The organism is Leifsonia sp. P73 (assembly GCF_051059105.1).
Taxonomy (GTDB): domain Bacteria; phylum Actinomycetota; class Actinomycetes; order Actinomycetales; family Microbacteriaceae; genus Leifsonia.
This window is the reverse complement of the sequence record NZ_CP194931.1, coordinates 3745765-3762816: the sequence shown is the minus strand read 5'-3', so window position 1 is coordinate 3762816 and position 17052 is coordinate 3745765. Positions and strand designations below refer to the sequence as shown.

Below are 17052 nucleotides of genomic sequence, written 5' to 3'. Positions count from 1 at the left end.
TAGCGTGGATGCCACTCCGAGCTGCGAGTGGGAACGAGGAGCGGCGACATGACCGACACGAACGAGGCCGGTGGACTCTCGGCCGTTGAGAGGGCCGCCATCAAGGCCCGCGCCGCAGAGCTGAGGGCGGAGGCCAAGCGCGCGAAAGCCGCCGACAAGGCAGCCGCCGACACGGCGGACGTACTGGCGAAGATCGCCGAGATGCCGGACGGCGACCGCGAGCTCGCGGAACGGTTGCACGCGATCGTGGCGGAGGTCGCCCCTGGGCTCTCCCCCAAGCTGTACTACGGCCAGCCCGGGTACGCGCGCGGCGGGAAGGCTGTGGTGTTCTTCCGGAGCGGGCAGGTCGACAAGGTGCGCTACTCCACGCTCGGGGTGAGTCCGGAGGCGAACCTCGACGACGAGAGCGGGATGTGGCCGACGTCGTATGCGCTCATCGAGCCGACCGAGGCGGCGTGGGAGCGGGTTGTGGAGGTTGTGCGGCGGGTTGGTGGGGAAGGGGGCTGAGACACCGTTCTCCACGGGCGTCGCCAGGCTGCGCCCCACCCGCTCCCCCAATAGTCAGTGCGAACGTGGGCTGTTTACGAAACCTGACAACCCCCGACTGCCAGAGGCATTCCGTCACCGTGTTTCCTCTGACCCCCAGGCTCAGCATCAGCCGGCATGGACGCAGACCCGATCAAGCAGACGTTGAGCGACTGCCCGTAACCCCATCCTGGAGTGCGTCCCACCGAGGATCGGTCCCGTCATCTCGGAGGCCGTGCGCCTCAGTGAAGTACTGCCAGCACGCGCCCGCCAGAGCCGTGGCGTCCAGAGCCGGAGCCACCGCCGCGATCGCCTCGGTCAAAGCCTTTCTGGTCCGATCCAGCTCGACGGTGAAATCACTCAGCCGCGGCTCCCAACCTTTCTTCGCAACCGGGTCAGCGGGCCCGAGAGCCATGTACGCGTAGCCTCGGTCGCTCATCGCGAAGAAGACGGTGTCCGACGTGAGATCGCCGAAATCGAGCGCCCACAGGACGGGGGTCCGTTCCGCGCTCCATTCGGGAACCATCGCCTCCACGAGGTAGTTCGTTACGTACCTCACTGGTTCGACCAGGCCGTAAAAGAAGCGATCCGCGTCGTCGCCCACCCAGAAATCCCAGCGCGGGTCGTCCACTGAAAGGGAGTACGTCCATCCGTGCTCCCTATGGAACCTCGACGTCGGCTGCTCTAAGAACTCTTTGGAACGGATGACGGAGAGGGCGGCCCGCAAGCCATCTTTCCTACCGACGAGCTTCGCTGGCTTGTCCTCCTCGTCGAGGACGGAGACGAGTTCCATCCCGGTGCGCGCGTTCGAACGAGCGAGCACTCGCCCCGCGTCCACGTAGTTGGTACATGCTTCGAACTGCGCCCGCTTCACCGCTTCCAGCATCCGCTCCCGATCCCTGATCTTCATCGTGTGCCTCCCCTGATTTACTAGGTCTACGCTCCGGGATTCGCTTAGGCCATATCGGGAAGACGACGGGCGCCGAACCCATCAACGCCCGTCCTAGCCGGAATTGGATGAACCGCGTTTCACAGCCCACATGTACCCGGCGTGACTACTTCAACTCAGACCCGTCAGCCGGATATCGCAGTGGTGTCCGAGATGCTTGGGCATTCGTCGGTCAGCGTGACCGCCGATATCTACTCGCACCTCATCGGGTCGGCCGCACTCGACGCGTCCGAGCGCGCGGCATCTCTGGTCCCCTGCAACCCCGCAGCCGTGGGGCAGAAGTCGGACCGCTAAGTTGAATGTCGTGCACCACGCGTTCGCCTCGTTCGTAGACGACGGCTACTTCACAAATCGGGCCTGGATGATCATCGCGGTCCCCGCCATCCTCGCGCTTGTCGCATGGCGGTCAATTCGGAGGACCATCGCTGTCGCCGCCGCCTCGCTCATCGTCGCCTTCTGGTCGCCGGCCCACGCCCCGGACGTGTTCACCAACTCGGGCATCGCGGCCTGCGCAGGCGTGGTCGTATGCGTTGCCTTCCTCGTCATCGACCTGGTCGCCCGCCTCATGCGCCGTGGGAAGTCACCGGAAGACCAGCGGGAATGACGACACACCCACATCCAAGCATGCACACACACTGCACACACAAGCCGATTTTCGGACATGGCGGCACGAATAGAAAAAGCCCCGGAGCACGCGAGATCCGCGTAATTCCGGGGCTTTTTGTTGGTCGGGCTGACAGGATTTGAACCTGCGACCCCTTGACCCCCAGTCAAGTGCGCTACCAAGCTGCGCCACAGCCCGTTGCTGTCCCGCCCAGGCCGTGAGAGCGCCAAGCAGGACAACTCGTCTATCTTAGCGTGTCGGCGGGGCCGGTCGTGACCAACCCGAAAGCCACAGGCCCCGCCGACACAGCGCCGCGCGGCCTTCCTCCCGACGAGGGAGGCGCGACGCGACGCCCGGACCTCCCGCCCCGCAGCGGTGCGTCCAGGGGGTCGGCGGCGGGATGCGCGCAGCGGCAGCATCCCGCCATCGAGTCACTTCTGGGCGGTACCACCGCCCAGGATCGTGTCGATCTCGTCCTGGGTGAGCGGGGCCCAGGGGGACGAGTCGGGGTTCGCGCTGGCGGCCTCCGGGCTGTCGCCCTTCGTCCACCACTTGGCCTCGAACGGAACGCCGTCGAACAGGATGCGGGCGCCCTTGTCGTAGGCCGTCTCGCCGCTCCAGTTCGGGTAGGTGCCGGGCGGGAGGGTCGGCTGCGGGATCGGCGTCTCGCCCGGCAGCACCGGTCCGACGAGGTCCCATGGGGTCTCCCACGCGTTCAGCACCGGGTTGTCCGGGACGTCGCCCTTGGTCCACCACTTCGCCTGGTACACGTTGTGGTGCCAGGTGACCTTCGTGCCCTTCAGGTACGAGTTGCTTCCGAACCAGATCGGGTACGGCGAGTGGGCCGGATCGTCGGTCGCGGCGGCGGAGGTCGGCTCGGCCGTGGTGACCGCGCCCTCCCCCAGCGCGATGCGGCCGTCGAAGCCCTTCGAGAGGAGGCCGGCGAAGGTCTGCTTGCCCTGGTTCACCCCGCTGCACGCGTCCGACACCACGCTCGTGTCGACGTAGTTGGAGCCGCAGGTCTTGTCGCGGTTCGCCGACCACATCGACATCCGGCCGATGCCCGTGGAGACGGCCCACGCGTTCAGCGTCCGGGCGTCGGCGAGACCGAACACCTGGCCCTGGTCGTCGTTCTGGCCGATCATCGGGGTCGCGCCGATCTTCGACCACAGGCTCGGGTCGGACTGGTGCGTGCCGGCCAGGTCGTAGAGCACGCCGAGCTGGCGCTGGGCGGCGGTGAGCGCGGCCTCGGAGGTCGCGGCCATCGACTTCCCCGCATCCTTCGCGGTGCCGAAGTCCATCGTCATCAGGTTGACGCCGGACAGGTCCACCTTGGCCTTCAGCATCGCGGACACCGCGTCGGTGCCGTCGACGGTCAGGCCGGTAGGCGACACCGGGAGGGTCAGCCAGACGGCGAGGCTCTTGCCGGCGGCGCGGCGCTCCTGCTGCAGGTCGTGGATGGCGGTGGCCCGGCGTGCGGCTGCCTCGGAGTTCACGAGGCCGTCGCCCTCCAGGTCGAGGTCGACGGTGCCGATCTTGTAGCGGTCGACGACCGACGCGTACGCCTCCTTCAGGGCCGTCGGGTCGGTGCAGCCGACCGCGAGCTCCTCGTTCCGCTGGCCGCCGAACGACACCGCGACGGTGCCGCCCTGCTGCTGCAGGCGGGCGATCCGGCGGTCCAGGTCGAGCGAGCCGCGCGCCTCCGCCATCGTGTAGGCGCCGCCCCAGGAGGGCGTGCACGGGTTCGTCAGGTCGGACACGATGAACGAGAGCACGGCGTCCTTGGTGGAGGTCGCGCCCAGGTTCTCGAACGCGTACTTCGGGGTCGCAGTCACGTCCACGAAGGAGGCGAACCACGGCTTCACGTCCACCGACGCCCGCGCGCTCCACCACTGGAAGCCGACGACGCCGGCCGAGACCACGACCACCGCGACGAGGGCGGCGCCGATCACGCGCAGCGGCGAGAGGCGGCGGCCGGAGTCGGACTCGGGAGCCTGCAGCCGGTCGGTCGCGGAGGCCTCCGCGGCGGCCTTCCTGTCCCTGCGCGACATCAGGCGGCCTGCCGTTCGCCGTCGACCGAGGGGGCGTCGAGCGGCGCGTCATCCCGCACGGCCGTGCGCTCCAGGTGAGGCACGTCCCCGCCGGCGTGGCCGTGGTACAGCACCGACCGCCAGTCGATCGACTCGGTCACGGGCGCGGCCGCCGGGGCGGAGCGCTTGCGCTTCTTCTCGACGTAGAGCGGCTTGGTCAGGCCGAGCCAGATGTCCACGATCGTGTTGCCGATGCCGATGTAGGCGACGAGCGCCCAGATCGCCAGCGAGGCGTTGAACGCGGCGAACGCGGCGTTGCCCCAGTTGTGCGCGTTCCAGTCCCGCCACAGCGTGAACAGCGAGAACGCGATGATCGCCAGCGGCGCGATCACGTACAGCAGCGGCGACGCGGTGCGGTTCTTCACCTTCGGGGTGCGGGCGAACGGGATCTTCTTGCCGGTCAGCGACTGCTGGATCGACTTGAGCACGCCGGCCAGGTTCACCGGGAGCAGGATCAGGTTGAAGCCGTAGATCCGGAAGATGTCCGTCGCCTTGTACCCGGCGTAGCGGAGGTCGCTCGCCTGGCTGATGAAGTACGGCAGCGCGGCCAGCAGCACCATCGGGCTGAGCAGCCGGCCGTCGTACGGGTACGCCAGCAGGAACACCAGGCCGAAGCTCGCCCAGCAGATGGAGGCCATGTAGTTGACCCGCAGCAGCAGCTCGATGCGCGAGACGCTCTCCCCGCGGCGCTTGCGCTCCCTGACCTGCTTCCACAGCTTCGGCAGGATGAGGAGGCCGCCGTTCGCCCAGCGGCGACGCTGCACGATCAGCGAGCCGAAGTCCGGCGGCGTGGCCGAGTAGCTGAGCCGCTCCGGGTAGTTCACGAGCGTCCAGCCGTGGGTGCCGAGGTCGATGCTCGACTCGGTGTCCTCGATGACGGTGCGGTCCTGGATGTACCGGCGCACCTCGAAGCCGCCGACCCACTCGGTCTCGACGATGTCCTCCAGCGCGCGCTTGCGGATCACCGCGTTCGCGCCCACCCAGAACGTCGCCCCGTAGAAGCTCTTGCCCTGGTGGAGGATGTGCTGGATGTCGGTCGTCGCCCCGGCGAGGCGCTCGATGCGGGTGCCGGCGCCGCGGAACGACGAGTACGGGGTCTGCGTCACGGCGACGCGGGCGTTGTCCGGCTGCTGCAGGAAGTACGTCAGCCGCAGGCAGTACTCGCGCAGCAGGATGGAGTCGGCGTCCAGGGTCAGCAGGAAGTCGCTGTCCGGGATCTCGATGTCGCCGGGCCGGCGGGATCCCGCGGGGACGGCGTTCAGGATCGGGCCGTCCGGCGTCTCCTCGACGCGGTAGGTGCCGCCCATCAGGCCGATGTAGGAGTTGAGGTTCATCGCCTTGTTGGCCTCGTGGGAGAGGGACGCCCACTTCTTGCGCTCGAAGATCATCAGCTCGGCGTCGAACGTCCACGCCAGGCGGCGGTAGAGCTGGGCCACGCGCTCGGTGGTGAGCGCGGCGCCCTCGCTCACGGCGGCCGTCACGGCCTCCGCGGTCAGCGCCAGCTCGTCGCCGAGAGCGCGGAGCACCTGGTCGGCGAAGAAGACGTCCACGTGGTCGTCGATCCCGTGCGCGTCGGCCTGGGCGTAGAGCCACTCGGCGGCCCAGCGGTAGTGACCGGCCAGTTCGAGCGCGGCCTCGTCGTCGACGAAGGCGCGCTCGTCGCTCAGCTCGAAGCGCAGCAGCGCGTCCGAGAAGCGGAAGCGCGGCTCCGCGAGCTGGCCGGTGATGCTGTCGGCGAGGGCGCGGGTGGCGTGCAGCCGCTCGGCCACGGCCGGGTCGGTGGGGTTCGGGTTGTCGTCCACCAGCAGCACGACGCGCATGGAGGGGAACTCCTGCAGGGCGGCCGAGAGCAGCGTCATCCGCACGACCTCCGGCTCCTCCGCGTAGGAGGGCACCAGCACCGTGATGGACGGCTGGTGCTGGGCGAAGTGCCGGTCGAGCTCGGCGCGAGGGACGCGGACGTGCTTCTGGAAGCGCTGCAGCGCGCCCTGCCGGGCGACCAGGTACATCAGCGCGGAGAAGGTCAGGAAAGTGACGACGACCGTGTAGCCGATCGCCTCCATCGTGAAGCGGAAGTCCTGCGTGCCCAGCACGAGGAACTGGCGGATGATCGTGGTGACGACGTAGATCGCCCAGAAGATGATCGTCGCGACGATGGCGACGCGACTCCAGGTGACTTTCCGGTCCGAGGGCTTCGGGTGGACCGTGGGCAGTGGCTCGGTGCGGCGCTCGGCGCCCCATTGCCGTTTTCGGGCGTGCGTGTATGAACTTGTAGAACTCATTTTCGGGTATGCGTCCTCGATGACGAGAGCCTGCGCCTTCGGGTAGCGCAGTCGGGTAGCTCTCTCAGGTGTCCACACTAGTGAGGACAGACCGGGGTACAAAGACCCCCAAGCGAGGCACGCCCGAGCATCGCCGCAATCGCTTCCGGAGTTATGCACGCGACACGCCGGCGGCGGGCGTACACAACTCCGGAATCGATGGAGCGGGAGCTAGCGTTTGCGCTTCTCGCGGACGCGCATGTTGAGGACGATGGGGCTGCCCTCGAAGCCGTAGACCTCGCGGAGGCGGCGGATGATGTAGCGGCGGTAGCCCGGGTCGAGGAAGCCGGTGGTGAACGCCACGAATGTCGGCGGGCGGCTGGTCGCCTGGGTGCCGAACAGGATGCGCGGCTGCTTCCCGCCGCGGACCGGGTGCGGGTGCGCCGCGGTGAGCTCGGCGAGGAAGGCGTTGAACTTGCCGGTCGGGATGCGGGTGTCCCACGACTCCAGCGCCAGCTCCAGCGCCGGAACCAGCTTCTCCAGGTGGCGGCCGGTGCGGGCGGAGATGTTCACGCGCGGCGCCCACGAGACGTGCGCGAGGTCCTGCTCGATCTCCCGCTCCAGGTAGCGGCGGCGGTCGTCGTCCAGGAGGTCCCACTTGTTGAAGGCCAGCACGAGCGCGCGGCCGGACTCCAGCACGAGGTCGATGATGCGGACGTCCTGCTCGCTGATCGGCTCGGACACGTCGAGCACGACGACGGCGACCTCCGCCTTCTCCAGCGCGGTGGAGGTGCGCAGCGACGCGTAGAAGTCGGCGCCCTGCTGCAGGTGCACGCGCCGCCGGATGCCGGCGGTGTCGACGAAGCGCCACACCTTGCCGCCCAGCTCGACCTGCTCGTCCACGGGGTCGCGGGTGGTGCCGGCGAGCTCGTTGACGACCACGCGCTCCTCCCCCGCCGCCTTGTTGAGCAGGGAGGACTTGCCGACGTTCGGGCGGCCGACGATCGCGACGCGGCGTGGTCCGCCGACCTCGCGCTTGGCGACCTTGGAGACCTCGGGCAGCGCCTTCAGGATCTCGTCCAGGAGGTCCGCGACACCGCGGCCGTGCAGGGCCGAGACCGGCCACGGCTCGCCGAGCCCCAGCGACCACAGTTCGGTCGCGTACGGCTCCTGGCGGGCGTCGTCCACCTTGTTCGCGCCGAGGAACACCGGCTTCCTGGTCTTGCGGAGCAGCCGGACCACGTGCTCGTCCGTGGCGGTCGCGCCGACGGTCGCGTCCACGACGAAGAGCACGGCGTCGGCGAGGTCGATCGCGACCTCGGCCTGGGCTGCCACCGAGGCGTCGATGCCGCGGGCGTCCGGCTCCCAGCCACCGGTGTCCACGATCGTGAACCGGCGCCCGTTCCACTCCGCCTGGTACGAGACGCGGTCGCGCGTGACGCCGGGGGTGTCCTCCACCACGGCCTCGCGGCGGCCGAGGATGCGGTTGACGAGCGCCGACTTGCCCACGTTCGGGCGGCCGACGATGGCCAGCACCGGCAGCGCGGGCAGGTAGGTGATCGCGTCGGGGTCCTCGGTGACGGCGCCGAGGAGGTCGAGGTCGGTGTCGTCGAGCTCGTACTCCTCCAGCCCGGTGCGGAGGGCGGCGGCGCGCTGCACCGCGAGGGTCTCGTCCAGGCCGGCGAGGCGCTCGACCAGGTCGTCGGCGCCCGTGGGCTCGTTGTCGATGTCAGACATGGGTCTCTTTCTGTACGACCGCGATGACCGCGTCAACGGTCTGGTCGAAGTCGAGGTCGGTGGAGTCGACGGTGGTCACACCGTCTGCGGCGTTCATGAAGTCCACCACGCGGGAGTCGGCTGCGTCGCGGCGGCGGAGGGCCTCGCCGACGTGAGAGGCGGAATGATCGGCCAGCTCAGCGGAACGCCTGGCAATTCTAACCTCTTCGTCGGCGGTCAGCAGGATGCGTACCTGGGCGTCCGGGCAGACGACCGTGGTGATGTCGCGTCCCTCCACCACGATGCCGCGCTTCTCGCCGTGCGCGATGATCGAGCGGAACAGGCCGGTGAGGAACGCGCGCACCTCGGGGACCTTCGCGATCGCGCTCACCGCGGCCGTGACCTGCGGCTCGCGGATGGCAGCCGTGACATCGCGGTCGCCGACGAACACGTGGTAGGTGTCGGGGTCGGTGCCGATCCGGTAGTCGAAGTCGGGCAGCGCGTCGATCACGGCGTCCGCGTCGGTCAGGTCGAGCCGGCGCTGCACGAGGAACCAGCTCAGCGCCCGGTAGGCGGCGCCGGTGTCGAGGTACGACCAGCCGAGCGAGCGCGCGGCCGCCTTGGAGACCGACGACTTGCCGCTCCCGGCCGGGCCGTCGACGGCGACGACGATGGGGTTGGTGTCGGTCATCCGGCGATCCTCCAGCCGCGGTCGGTCAGGTCGGTCACGGTGCGCTGCCACACCTCGGGGAGCACGGCGATCTCCGCCAGGCCGAAGGCCGCGCCCGGCGAGTGCTCCAGGCGCAGGTCCTCCAGGTTCACGTCGAGCTCGCCCAGTTCCGCGAGGAGGCGCGCGAGCTCGCCGGGCCGGTCGTCCACCATGACGACGAGGCTGGAGAAGCGCTTGTCCTGGCCGTGCTTGCCCGGCAGCCGGGAGACGCCGAGGTTGCCGCCCGCGATCTCCTCCGCGATGGTGCGGCGGGAGCCGGCGGCGTCCACGTCGTCCAGCGCGGTGAGCATCCGGTCGAGGTCGTCGCGGTAGTCACGCAGGATCGCCACGATCGCGGGCGCGTTGGCGCCGAGGATCTGCACCCACAACTCGGGCTCGCTGCCGGCGATGCGCGTCACGTCGCGCACGCCCTGGCCGGCGAGGCCGAGCGCGGCGTCGGTGGAGGCCGCGAGCCGCTTGGCCATCAGCGACGAGACGATCTGCGGCGTGTGCGAGACGAGCGCGACGGCGGCGTCGTGGTCGGCCGCGGCCATCTCGACCGGGGTCGCGCCGAGGTCGAGGATGAGCGCCTCCACCAGGTTGACCGAGCCGCGCGCGTTCTCGGGCCGCGCGGCGACCACCCAGGGGCGGCCGATGAACAGGTCCGCGCGGGCGGCGCTGGGGCCGCCGCGCTCGCGTCCGGCGAGGGGATGCGATCCGACGTAGCGGGAGAGGTCGATGCCTGTCGCGACCAGCTCGGCGAGCGGCTGGCCCTTGACGCTTGCGACGTCGGTGACGACGGCGCCGGGATGGGCGGCGAGCTCCTCGGCGACGACGCGCGAGACGAGGTCGGGCGGCACCGCCACCACGATCAGTGCGGGCTCCGCTCCCCCGTCGTCCGGGCGGCCCGCGCCGTAGTCGGCGGCGAGGCGCAGGTGGGCCGGAGAGGCGTCGGCGAGGAGGACGTCTACGCCGCGGGCGCGCAGGCCGAGGCCGACGGAGGCGCCGAGCAGTCCCGCGCCGACCACGCGGACGGGTCCGGCGAGGCGGGAGGCGGAATCAGTCACGGATCAACCTTAGCCGGGGCGTAAAGCGCGCTACTGCCGCGAGATCGTCAGCAGCGCCCCCAGCTCCTCCTTCGTCAGGTCGCGCATCGCGCCGACCTTCAGCGTGCCGAGGTGCAGCGGCCCGAACTGGCGGCGCACCAGCTCGATCACCGGGTGGCCGACCTCCGCCATCATCCGGCGGACGATGCGGTTGCGGCCCGAGTGGAGGGTGATCTCCACCAGGCTGTCGCCGCCGCCCGACCGGGACTGCAGCAGGCGCGCCTTGTCGGCGGCGATCGGGCCGTCCTCCAGCTCGACGCCCTTGGTCAGGCGCGCGATCGTCTGGGGTGCGACGGTGCCGCGTACGCGTGCGATGTACGTCTTGGTCACGCCGAAGCTGGGATGCGCGAGCACGTGGGCGAGCTCCCCGTCGTTCGTGAGGATGAGGAGGCCCGAGGTCTCGGCGTCGAGGCGGCCGACGTTGAACAGCCGCTCCGGGTAGTCCGCCGTGAACCGCGACAGGTCGGGGCGGCCCTGCTCGTCACGCATCGAGCTCACCACGCCGACGGGCTTGTTGAGCATCACGTAGCGCCGGGAGGTGTCGAGCTGCACCGCAGTGCCGTCGACGGCGACCCGGTCGGTCGCGGGGTCGACGCGGCGGCCCAGCTCGGTGACCACCTGGCCGTTCACGGTGACCCGGCCGGCGACGATCATGTCCTCCGACACCCGGCGGGAGGCCACCCCGGCGGCGGCCATGACCTTCTGCAGGCGCTCGCCCTGCGCAGCCTCAGCGGACATCGTCGAACCCTTCCGCGCCGTCGGACAGCAGCGGCGAGATCTTCGGCAGCTCCTCGATGGAGTTGATGCCGAGCTGGGTGAGCAGCAGATCGGTGGTGCCGTAGTTGATCGCGCCGGTCTCGCTGTCGGTGAAGAGCTCGGTGATGAGCCCGCGGCCGGCGAGGGTACGCACCACCGAGTCCACGTTGACGGCGCGGATGGAGGCGATGGCGCCGCGGCTGATCGGCTGCTTGTAGGCGATCACCGCGAGCGTCTCCAGCGCCGCCTGCGACAGCCGGGTGGGGTTCTGCTGGAGGACGTAGCCCGAGACGACAGCGTCGAACTCCGGCCGCACGTAGACGCGCCAGCCGCCGCCGACCTCCCGCAGCTCGAAGCCGCGGCGCACGCCCGGCGTGCCGTCGGGTCCTGTCTCGCCGTCGAAGTCGGCCACCAGCGCGTCGACGGCCGCGCGCACGCGCTTGACCGGCGCGCCCACCGCAGTGGCGAGCGTCACCAGGCTCATCGGCTCGTCGGCGACCATGAGGACGGCCTCCAGCGCGCGCTCGATCTGCGCGTCCTCGACCCCCGCCGGCTCGGTCTCCAGCTCGGTTCCGTCAACCGTCATAGTCCGCTCCCAAGTTCGACAGGTTCTCCTCCGACCAGTGCTCCGCCGTCCAGCGCAGCGTCAGCTCGCCCAGCGGCTCGACCTGCTCGAACGCGATGGCCGCGTGCCGGTACAGCTCCAGCACGGCCAGGAACCGCGCGATCACCACACCCTTCTGCTCCGCCCCGGCGACGAGCTGCCGGAACGACAGCGGCTCTCCGGCGCGCAGCATCCCGACGACCACGGCGGCCTGCTCGCGGATGCTGACCAGCGGTGCGTGCAGGTGGTCGAGGCCGACGACCGGGATCTCGCGCGGCGTCATCGCCAGCGTGGCGAGGGCCGCGAAGTCCTCGGCGGTCAACGTCCAGACCAGCTCCGGCGTGCGCTGGCGGTACTTGTCCTCCAGCCGCACCGTGCGCGCGTGCCGCGAGCTCTCCGCGTCGAGGTGGGAGGCGAACCACGTCGACGCCTCCTTGAACGCGCGGTACTGCAGCAGCCGCGCGAACAGCAGGTCGCGCGCCTCCAGCAGCGCGACGTCCTCCGCGTCGACCAGCTCGCCCTGCGGCAGCAGCCCGGCGATCTTGAGGTCGAGCAGGGTGGCCGCGACGAGCAGGAACTCGCTCGCCTCGTCCAGGCTCTCGTCCGCGTCGAGGCGGCGCAGGTAGGCGATGAACTCGTCTGTGACTCGGCTCAGCGAGATCTCGGTGATGTCCAGCTCGTGCTTGGAGATCAGCGACAGCAGGAGGTCGAACGGCCCCTCGAACTGGCCGACCGCAACCCGAAACCCACCATCCTGCCCGCCGAGGGGCACGTTGTTGTCACTTTCGGCCCCCGGAAGTGACAACGACGTGCCCTTCGGTGTCACTGCACTCGAGGCGTCCTCAGGCGACGGCGCCACGGAAGATCAGTTCCCTCGCGAGCTGGCGGTAGGCCTCCGCCGCCTGGTGCTCGGGCGCGAACTGCGTGATCGGCGTCGCCGCGACCGAGGCGTCCGGGAACTTCACCGTGCGCGAGATCACCGTCTCGAGCACGCGGTCGCCGAACGCGTCGACCACGCGCTCCAGCACCTCGCGCGAGTGCAGCGTGCGGGAGTCGTACATGGTCGCGAGGATGCCGTCGAGCTCGATCGCCGGGTTGAGCCGCTCGCGCACCTTGTCGATGGTCTCGATCAGGAGGGCGACGCCGCGCAGGGCGAAGTACTCGCACTCCAGCGGGATGAGCACGCCGTGGCTCGCGGTCAGCGCGTTGACGGTGAGGATGCCGAGCGACGGCTGGCAGTCGATCAGGATGACGTCGTAGTCGGCCGACACCTTGCGCAGCACGCCGGCGAGGATCTGCTCGCGCGCCACCTCGTTGACCAGGTGCACCTCGGCGGCCGAGAGGTCGATGTTCGCCGGGATGATGTCCAGCCCGGGCACGCCGGTGGTCTGGATGGCCTCCCGCACGTCCGCGTTGCGGTTCAGGAGCAGGTCGTAGATGGTCGTGACGTCGTGGGTCTGCGCGCCGAGGCCGGCGGAGAGCGCACCCTGCGGGTCGAAGTCGATCGCGAGCACCTTACGGCCGTACTCGGCCAGCGTCGCGCCCAGGTTGATGGAGGTGGTGGTCTTGCCGACCCCGCCCTTCTGATTGCACAGCGCCACGACCTTGGCGGGCCCGTGCTGGGTGAGCTCGGCCGGTGCGGGGAATGTGCGCAGCGGTCGCCCGGTGGGTCCGAGCGGCGCGGCGAGGGATGGGGTGTCCATGCCGGGAAGCTCCGTCCTGACCTCGTCGTTGCGCGTCACCTGGCTGATCCTCGTCCCTTTCGATCGACGGCCGTTCACGGCCTGTTCACGGGCTCCATCCTATCCGCGCCCACCCCTCTCCGCGGGCCGTGACCACGGCGGGTCCGCAGGCGTACGCTGTGCGGATGCCGACGATGCCAGCCGAGCTCTCCACCGAGCGCCTGCGCCTCCGGCTGCGCGACAGCCGCGACGCCGAGTGGAACCTGCGGCTGATCGCCGAGACCCCGGAACGCGAACCGCTGCCGCTCGACCGGGAGCGCGCCAGGCTCGACGCGCAGCGCCGGGCCGCCGACGACGCCGGTTTCGGCCTCTACACCGTCGAGCTGGCCGAGTCGGGCGAGCCGATCGGCTACTGCGGGCTCATCGTCGGCCGCGCCAGCGCCGCCCAGCCCGAGCTCGCCTACGAGCTGCTGCGCGGCCACGTGGGCAGCGGGTACGCGACCGAGGCCGCGGCCGCGGTCGCCGACGCCGCGTTCGAGGCCGGCTTCCCCGCGCTGTGGGCGACCGTCCGACGCTGGAATGCGCCGTCGTTCCGCGTCCTCGAGAAGCTCGGCTTCGCTCCGCGGCGCGTCACCGGCGAGGACGGCGCCGTGCTGATCTGGATGCTCCGCCGCGCGCCGCGGGGGCGTCACCGCGCCCGCGGGTGAGCCGTCACGTACACATCCCGCAGCGCGTCCGCCGTCACGAGGGTGTAGATCTGCGTCGTCGCCACCGACGAGTGGCCGAGCAGCTCCTGCACCACGCGCACGTCCGCGCCGCCCGCCAGCAGGTGGGTGGCGAACGAGTGCCGGAGGGTGTGCGGCGAGACCTCGACGCCGAGCTGGGCGCGCTCGGCGGCGGCGCGGATGATCAGCCAGACGTTCTGCCGCGACAGCCGCGCGCCGCGCATCCCGAGGAACAGCGCGGGCGTCGCCCTCCCCCGCGCCGACAGCACGGGGCGCGCCCGCACCAGGTAGGCGGCGACCGCGGTCTGCGCGAAGCTGCCGAGCGGCACGATCCGCTGCTTGGCGCCCTTGCCGGTGAGGCGCACCACGTCGGTGTCGATCACGTCGTCCACGTTGAGGCCGACCGCCTCGCTGACGCGCGCGCCGGTCGCGTACATCAGCTCCAGCAGCGCCTTGTCGCGGAGGTGGTCCAGCTCGTCGCCGTCGGTGGCCGCGAGCAGCGCGGCGACCTGGTCGACGGTGATCGCCTTCGGGAGGGTGCTCGGCTGCTTGGGCGGGCGGATGTCGCGGGCGGCGTCCACCTCCACGCGGCCCTCCTCCAGCAGGAACCGGTGGAAGCCGCGCACGGTCGACAGCATCCGGGCGAGGGACGTCGCGGTCAGCGGCGACTCCGCGCGCGAGCCCAGGTGGGCGAGGTACGTCGAGACGGTCACCGGCTGGACCTCGCGGACGTCGCCGACGCCCTCGCCCTCCAGCCAGACCGTGTAGACCGTGAGGTCGCGCCGGTACGCGGCGACGGTGTTCTCCGAGAGGCCGCGCTCGATGGCGACGTGCCTCAGGAAGGCGTCCACGTCCGCCGCGACGGTCATCCCGCGGCGCTCTGCCCGGCGGTCTCGGCCTCGGCCGCGGCCAGCTTGGGGTGGCTCGGCCAGGGCGCGTCGGCGGCGCCGAGGCTCGCCCAGCCCTTCTCGCGGGCGACCCGCGCGGCGAGCACCGCGATGATCAGCACCGCGTTGTGGACGCGCCGCTCCAGGACCGCGTCGACCGCGTCCTCCAGCGGCACCCACGCCACCTCGATGTCGGCCTCCTCCGCCTCGCGCTCGAACGCCTCGGCGGTGGCCCGCACCCCGCGCGCCAGGTAGACGCGGATGGCCTCGTCGTTGCCGCCGGGGCTCGTGAAGACGTCGGTCAGCACGTTCCAGCGCTCGGCCTCGAGGTCGGCCTCCTCGGCCAGCTCGCGCTGCGCCGCGATCAGCGGGTCCTCACCGAGGATGTCGAGGAGCCCGGCCGGGACCTCCCAGTCGCGGTGCCGCACGGGATGCCGGTACTGCTTGATCAGCAGCACGCGGTCCTGGTCGTCCAGCGCGAGCACCGCGACGGCGCCCGTGTGGTCGACGTACTCGCGCGTGATCTCCTCGCCGTTGTACCGGAAGGTGTCGCGCCGCACGTCCCAGATCTTCCCGTCGAAGGGGACCTCCGACGAGACGATCTCCGGACGGAACGGCTCGTCGCGGAACGCGCCGCCGTCCGCCATCAGGCGTCCGCGCCGACTTCGACCGCGCCCTCGACCGCGGCGCCGACCTCGTCGTCCGCGGCGACCTCGAACAGGAGGCTGGCCTTCTGCCGGTCGAGCGCCGCGCCGACGAGCCCGGCGAACAGCGGGTGCGCGTGGTTCGGGCGCGACCGCAGCTCCGGGTGGGCCTGGGTGCCGATGTAGAACGGGTGCACGTCGCGCGGCAGCTCTACGTACTCGACCAGGTGGCCGTCCGGCGAGGTGCCGGAGAACCAGAGGCCGGCGTCGGCGATCTGCTCGCGGTAGTTGTTGTTGACCTCGTAGCGGTGGCGGTGGCGCTCGCTGGCCTCCGGGGCGCCGTACAGGTCGGCGGCGAGGGACCCCTCCGCCAGCAGCGCCGGGTACAGGCCGAGGCGCATGGTGCCGCCCAGGTCGCCGCCCGCGATGATCTCCACCTGCTCCGCCATCGTGGCGATCACCGGGAACTCGGTCTCCGGGTCGAACTCCGACGACGACGCTCCGGCGAGGCCGGCCTCGTTGCGCGCGTACTCGATGACCATGCACTGCAGGCCCAGGCACAGGCCGAGCGCCGGGATGCCGTTCTCGCGGGCGAACTTCAGCGCGCCCACCTTGCCCTCGATGCCGCGGACGCCGAAGCCGCCTGGCACGCAGATCGCGTCCACGTCGCCGAGCTGCGCGGCTGCGCCCTCCGGGGTCTGGCACTCGTCGGACGGGATCCACTTGAGCTTCACCTTGGTGCGGTGGGCGAAGCCGCCCGCGCGCAGCGCCTCGGTGACCGACAGGTAGGCGTCCGGGAGGTCGATGTACTTGCCGACCAGGCCGATCGTGACCTCGTGCTTGGGGTCGTGCACGGCCTCCAGGAGGCGCGCCCAGCCGTTCCAGTCGACGTCGTTGGCCTTGTCGAGGCCGAGCTGGTCGATGATGTAGGCGTCCAGTCCCTGCTCGTGCAGCATGGTCGGGATGTCGTAGATGCTCGGCACGTCGACGGCGTTGACCACGGCCTGCTCGTCCACGTCGCACATCAGCGCGATCTTGCGCTTGTTCGACTCGGACACCGGCCGGTCGCTGCGCAGCACGAGCGCGTCCGGCTGGATGCCGATGGAGCGCAGCGCTGCGACGGAGTGCTGGGTGGGCTTGGTCTTCTGCTCGCCGGAGGCGTTCATGAACGGCACGAGCGAGACGTGGACGAAGAAGCAGTTCTTGCGGCCGAGCTCGTGGCGCACCTGGCGGGCGGACTCGATGAACGGCTGCGACTCGATGTCGCCGACGGTGCCGCCGATCTCGGTGATGATGACGTCGGGCGCGGGCTCGCCGTCCGGTCCCGGCTGGGCCTGGAGGCGCATCCGGCGCTTGATCTCGTCGGTGATGTGCGGGATGACCTGGACGGTGTCGCCCAGGTACTCGCCCCGGCGCTCCTTGGCGATCACGTTCGAGTAGATCTGGCCGGTGGTGACGTTCGCCGACTGGGAGAGGTTGATGTCGAGGAAGCGCTCGTAGTGGCCGATGTCGAGGTCGGTCTCCGCCCCGTCGTCCGTGACGAACACCTCGCCGTGCTGGAACGGGTTCATCGTCCCCGGGTCCACGTTGAGGTACGGGTCGAGCTTCTGCATGACCACGCGGAGTCCGCGCGCCGTCAAGAGGTTTCCGAGGGAGGCGGCCGTGAGGCCCTTCCCCAACGAAGAAACGACACCACCGGTCACGAAGATGTGCTTGGTAGTGCCGTTTTTGCTGTTGGTCTGAGCCGCGTCTGAATAATCCACCACGGGCTCTCAGCTTATCACCTACGGCGGG

Annotated in this window: 16 protein-coding genes and 1 tRNA gene; 3 read left to right on the top strand and 14 right to left on the bottom strand. The window is 70.4% G+C overall.

Annotated elements, in window-relative coordinates; all coding sequences use genetic code 11:
• Window positions 1–48: 48 nt before the first annotated feature.
• Window positions 49–507 (top strand): DUF1801 domain-containing protein, encoded by a 459-nt coding sequence (locus ACQ86L_RS19330; RefSeq protein WP_434316830.1) that lies wholly within the window; start codon window positions 49–51, stop codon window positions 505–507.
• A 172-nt stretch (window positions 508–679) separates the two neighbouring features.
• Here the strand turns inward: ACQ86L_RS19330 and ACQ86L_RS19325 are convergent, their stop codons facing one another.
• Window positions 680–1435, bottom strand: a complete 756-nt coding sequence (locus ACQ86L_RS19325) for a hypothetical protein (protein WP_434316829.1) — start codon at window positions 1433–1435, stop codon at window positions 680–682.
• A 343-nt stretch (window positions 1436–1778) separates the two neighbouring features.
• On the opposite strand from ACQ86L_RS19325, the gene ACQ86L_RS19320 reads away from it, so the two are divergent.
• Window positions 1779–2078 (top strand): hypothetical protein, encoded by a 300-nt coding sequence (locus ACQ86L_RS19320; RefSeq protein WP_434316828.1) that lies wholly within the window; start codon window positions 1779–1781, stop codon window positions 2076–2078.
• Window positions 2079–2199: 121 nt separating this feature from the next.
• Here ACQ86L_RS19320 and ACQ86L_RS19315 read toward each other — a convergent pair.
• The 10 genes from ACQ86L_RS19315 to ACQ86L_RS19270 all read right to left on the bottom strand — a co-directional run bounded on the left by ACQ86L_RS19315 (window position 2200) and on the right by ACQ86L_RS19270 (window position 13062).
• A tRNA-Pro gene (locus tag ACQ86L_RS19315) sits at window positions 2200–2276 on the bottom strand.
• A 233-nt stretch (window positions 2277–2509) separates the two neighbouring features.
• Window positions 2510–4129 carry a chitinase gene (locus ACQ86L_RS19310; protein ID WP_434316827.1) on the bottom strand — a complete coding sequence of 540 codons (1620 nt, stop codon included), beginning with the start codon at window positions 4127–4129 and terminating at the stop codon, window positions 2510–2512.
• Window positions 4129–6450, bottom strand: a complete 2322-nt coding sequence (locus ACQ86L_RS19305; RefSeq protein WP_434316826.1) for a glycosyltransferase family 2 protein — start codon at window positions 6448–6450, stop codon at window positions 4129–4131. The genes ACQ86L_RS19310 and ACQ86L_RS19305 overlap by 1 nt, the downstream gene beginning before the upstream one ends.
• A 210-nt stretch (window positions 6451–6660) precedes the next feature.
• Complete coding sequence (der, locus tag ACQ86L_RS19300) at window positions 6661–8166, bottom strand: ribosome biogenesis GTPase Der (RefSeq protein ID WP_434316825.1); 1506 nt, start codon at window positions 8164–8166, stop codon at window positions 6661–6663.
• The gene (gene cmk / locus ACQ86L_RS19295) at window positions 8159–8836 is read right to left on the bottom strand and encodes a (d)CMP kinase (RefSeq protein ID WP_434316824.1); all 678 of its coding nucleotides are present in this window, start codon (window positions 8834–8836) and stop codon (window positions 8159–8161) included. Before cmk ends, der begins: the two co-directional genes overlap by 8 nt.
• Entirely contained in the window at window positions 8833–9921 is a 1089-nt protein-coding gene (locus tag ACQ86L_RS19290; RefSeq protein ID WP_434316823.1) for a prephenate dehydrogenase, read from the bottom strand. The genes cmk and ACQ86L_RS19290 overlap by 4 nt, the downstream gene beginning before the upstream one ends.
• A 30-nt stretch (window positions 9922–9951) precedes the next feature.
• Complete coding sequence (locus tag ACQ86L_RS19285; protein WP_434316822.1) at window positions 9952–10698, bottom strand: pseudouridine synthase; 747 nt, start codon at window positions 10696–10698, stop codon at window positions 9952–9954.
• Complete coding sequence (gene scpB / locus ACQ86L_RS19280; RefSeq protein ID WP_434316821.1) at window positions 10688–11302, bottom strand: SMC-Scp complex subunit ScpB; 615 nt, start codon at window positions 11300–11302, stop codon at window positions 10688–10690. The genes ACQ86L_RS19285 and scpB overlap by 11 nt, the downstream gene beginning before the upstream one ends.
• Entirely contained in the window at window positions 11292–12125 is an 834-nt protein-coding gene (locus ACQ86L_RS19275) for a segregation and condensation protein A (protein WP_434316820.1), read from the bottom strand. Before ACQ86L_RS19275 ends, scpB begins: the two co-directional genes overlap by 11 nt.
• Before the next feature lie 37 nt (window positions 12126–12162).
• On the bottom strand, window positions 12163–13062 hold the full coding sequence (locus ACQ86L_RS19270; RefSeq protein ID WP_434316819.1) for a ParA family protein: 900 nt from the start codon (window positions 13060–13062) through the stop codon (window positions 12163–12165).
• 125 nt (window positions 13063–13187) lie between these two features.
• Between ACQ86L_RS19270 and ACQ86L_RS19265 the strand changes: the two genes are divergently transcribed.
• A complete protein-coding gene (locus ACQ86L_RS19265; protein ID WP_434316818.1) occupies window positions 13188–13709 on the top strand; it encodes a GNAT family N-acetyltransferase in 522 nt (173 codons plus the stop codon).
• On the opposite strand, the gene xerD is transcribed toward ACQ86L_RS19265, so the two are convergent.
• Genes xerD through ACQ86L_RS19250 form a run of 3 tightly spaced genes read right to left on the bottom strand, consistent with a single transcriptional unit; the run spans window position 13691 to window position 17021 of the window.
• The gene (gene xerD, locus ACQ86L_RS19260; protein ID WP_434316817.1) at window positions 13691–14596 is read right to left on the bottom strand and encodes a site-specific tyrosine recombinase XerD; all 906 of its coding nucleotides are present in this window, start codon (window positions 14594–14596) and stop codon (window positions 13691–13693) included. The two genes, ACQ86L_RS19265 and xerD, sit on opposite strands and share 19 nt — an antisense overlap.
• A complete protein-coding gene (locus ACQ86L_RS19255; protein ID WP_434316816.1) occupies window positions 14593–15261 on the bottom strand; it encodes an NUDIX domain-containing protein in 669 nt (222 codons plus the stop codon). The genes xerD and ACQ86L_RS19255 overlap by 4 nt, the downstream gene beginning before the upstream one ends.
• A complete protein-coding gene (locus tag ACQ86L_RS19250) occupies window positions 15261–17021 on the bottom strand; it encodes a CTP synthase (protein WP_434318928.1) in 1761 nt (586 codons plus the stop codon). The genes ACQ86L_RS19255 and ACQ86L_RS19250 overlap by 1 nt, the downstream gene beginning before the upstream one ends.
• Window positions 17022–17052: the final 31 nt, after the last annotated feature.

Bases quoted from the DNA above. Each gene is read 5' to 3' on its own strand.
- ACQ86L_RS19255 (WP_434316816.1), bottom strand. From the start codon at position 15,261: ATGGCGGACGGCGGCGCGTTCCGCGACGAGCCGTTCCGTCCGGAGATC.
- scpB (WP_434316821.1), bottom strand. From the start codon at position 11,302: ATGACGGTTGACGGAACCGAGCTGGAGACCGAGCCGGCGGGGGTCGAG.
- ACQ86L_RS19330 (WP_434316830.1), top strand. From the start codon at position 49: ATGACCGACACGAACGAGGCCGGTGGACTCTCGGCCGTTGAGAGGGCC.
- cmk (WP_434316824.1), bottom strand. From the start codon at position 8,836: ATGACCGACACCAACCCCATCGTCGTCGCCGTCGACGGCCCGGCCGGG.
- ACQ86L_RS19305 (WP_434316826.1), bottom strand. From the start codon at position 6,450: ATGAGTTCTACAAGTTCATACACGCACGCCCGAAAACGGCAATGGGGC.
- xerD (WP_434316817.1), bottom strand. From the start codon at position 14,596: ATGACCGTCGCGGCGGACGTGGACGCCTTCCTGAGGCACGTCGCCATC.
- ACQ86L_RS19285 (WP_434316822.1), bottom strand. From the start codon at position 10,698: ATGTCCGCTGAGGCTGCGCAGGGCGAGCGCCTGCAGAAGGTCATGGCC.
- der (WP_434316825.1), bottom strand. From the start codon at position 8,166: ATGTCTGACATCGACAACGAGCCCACGGGCGCCGACGACCTGGTCGAG.
- ACQ86L_RS19265 (WP_434316818.1), top strand. From the start codon at position 13,188: ATGCCGACGATGCCAGCCGAGCTCTCCACCGAGCGCCTGCGCCTCCGG.
- ACQ86L_RS19310 (WP_434316827.1), bottom strand. From the start codon at position 4,129: ATGTCGCGCAGGGACAGGAAGGCCGCCGCGGAGGCCTCCGCGACCGAC.
- ACQ86L_RS19325 (WP_434316829.1), bottom strand. From the start codon at position 1,435: ATGAAGATCAGGGATCGGGAGCGGATGCTGGAAGCGGTGAAGCGGGCG.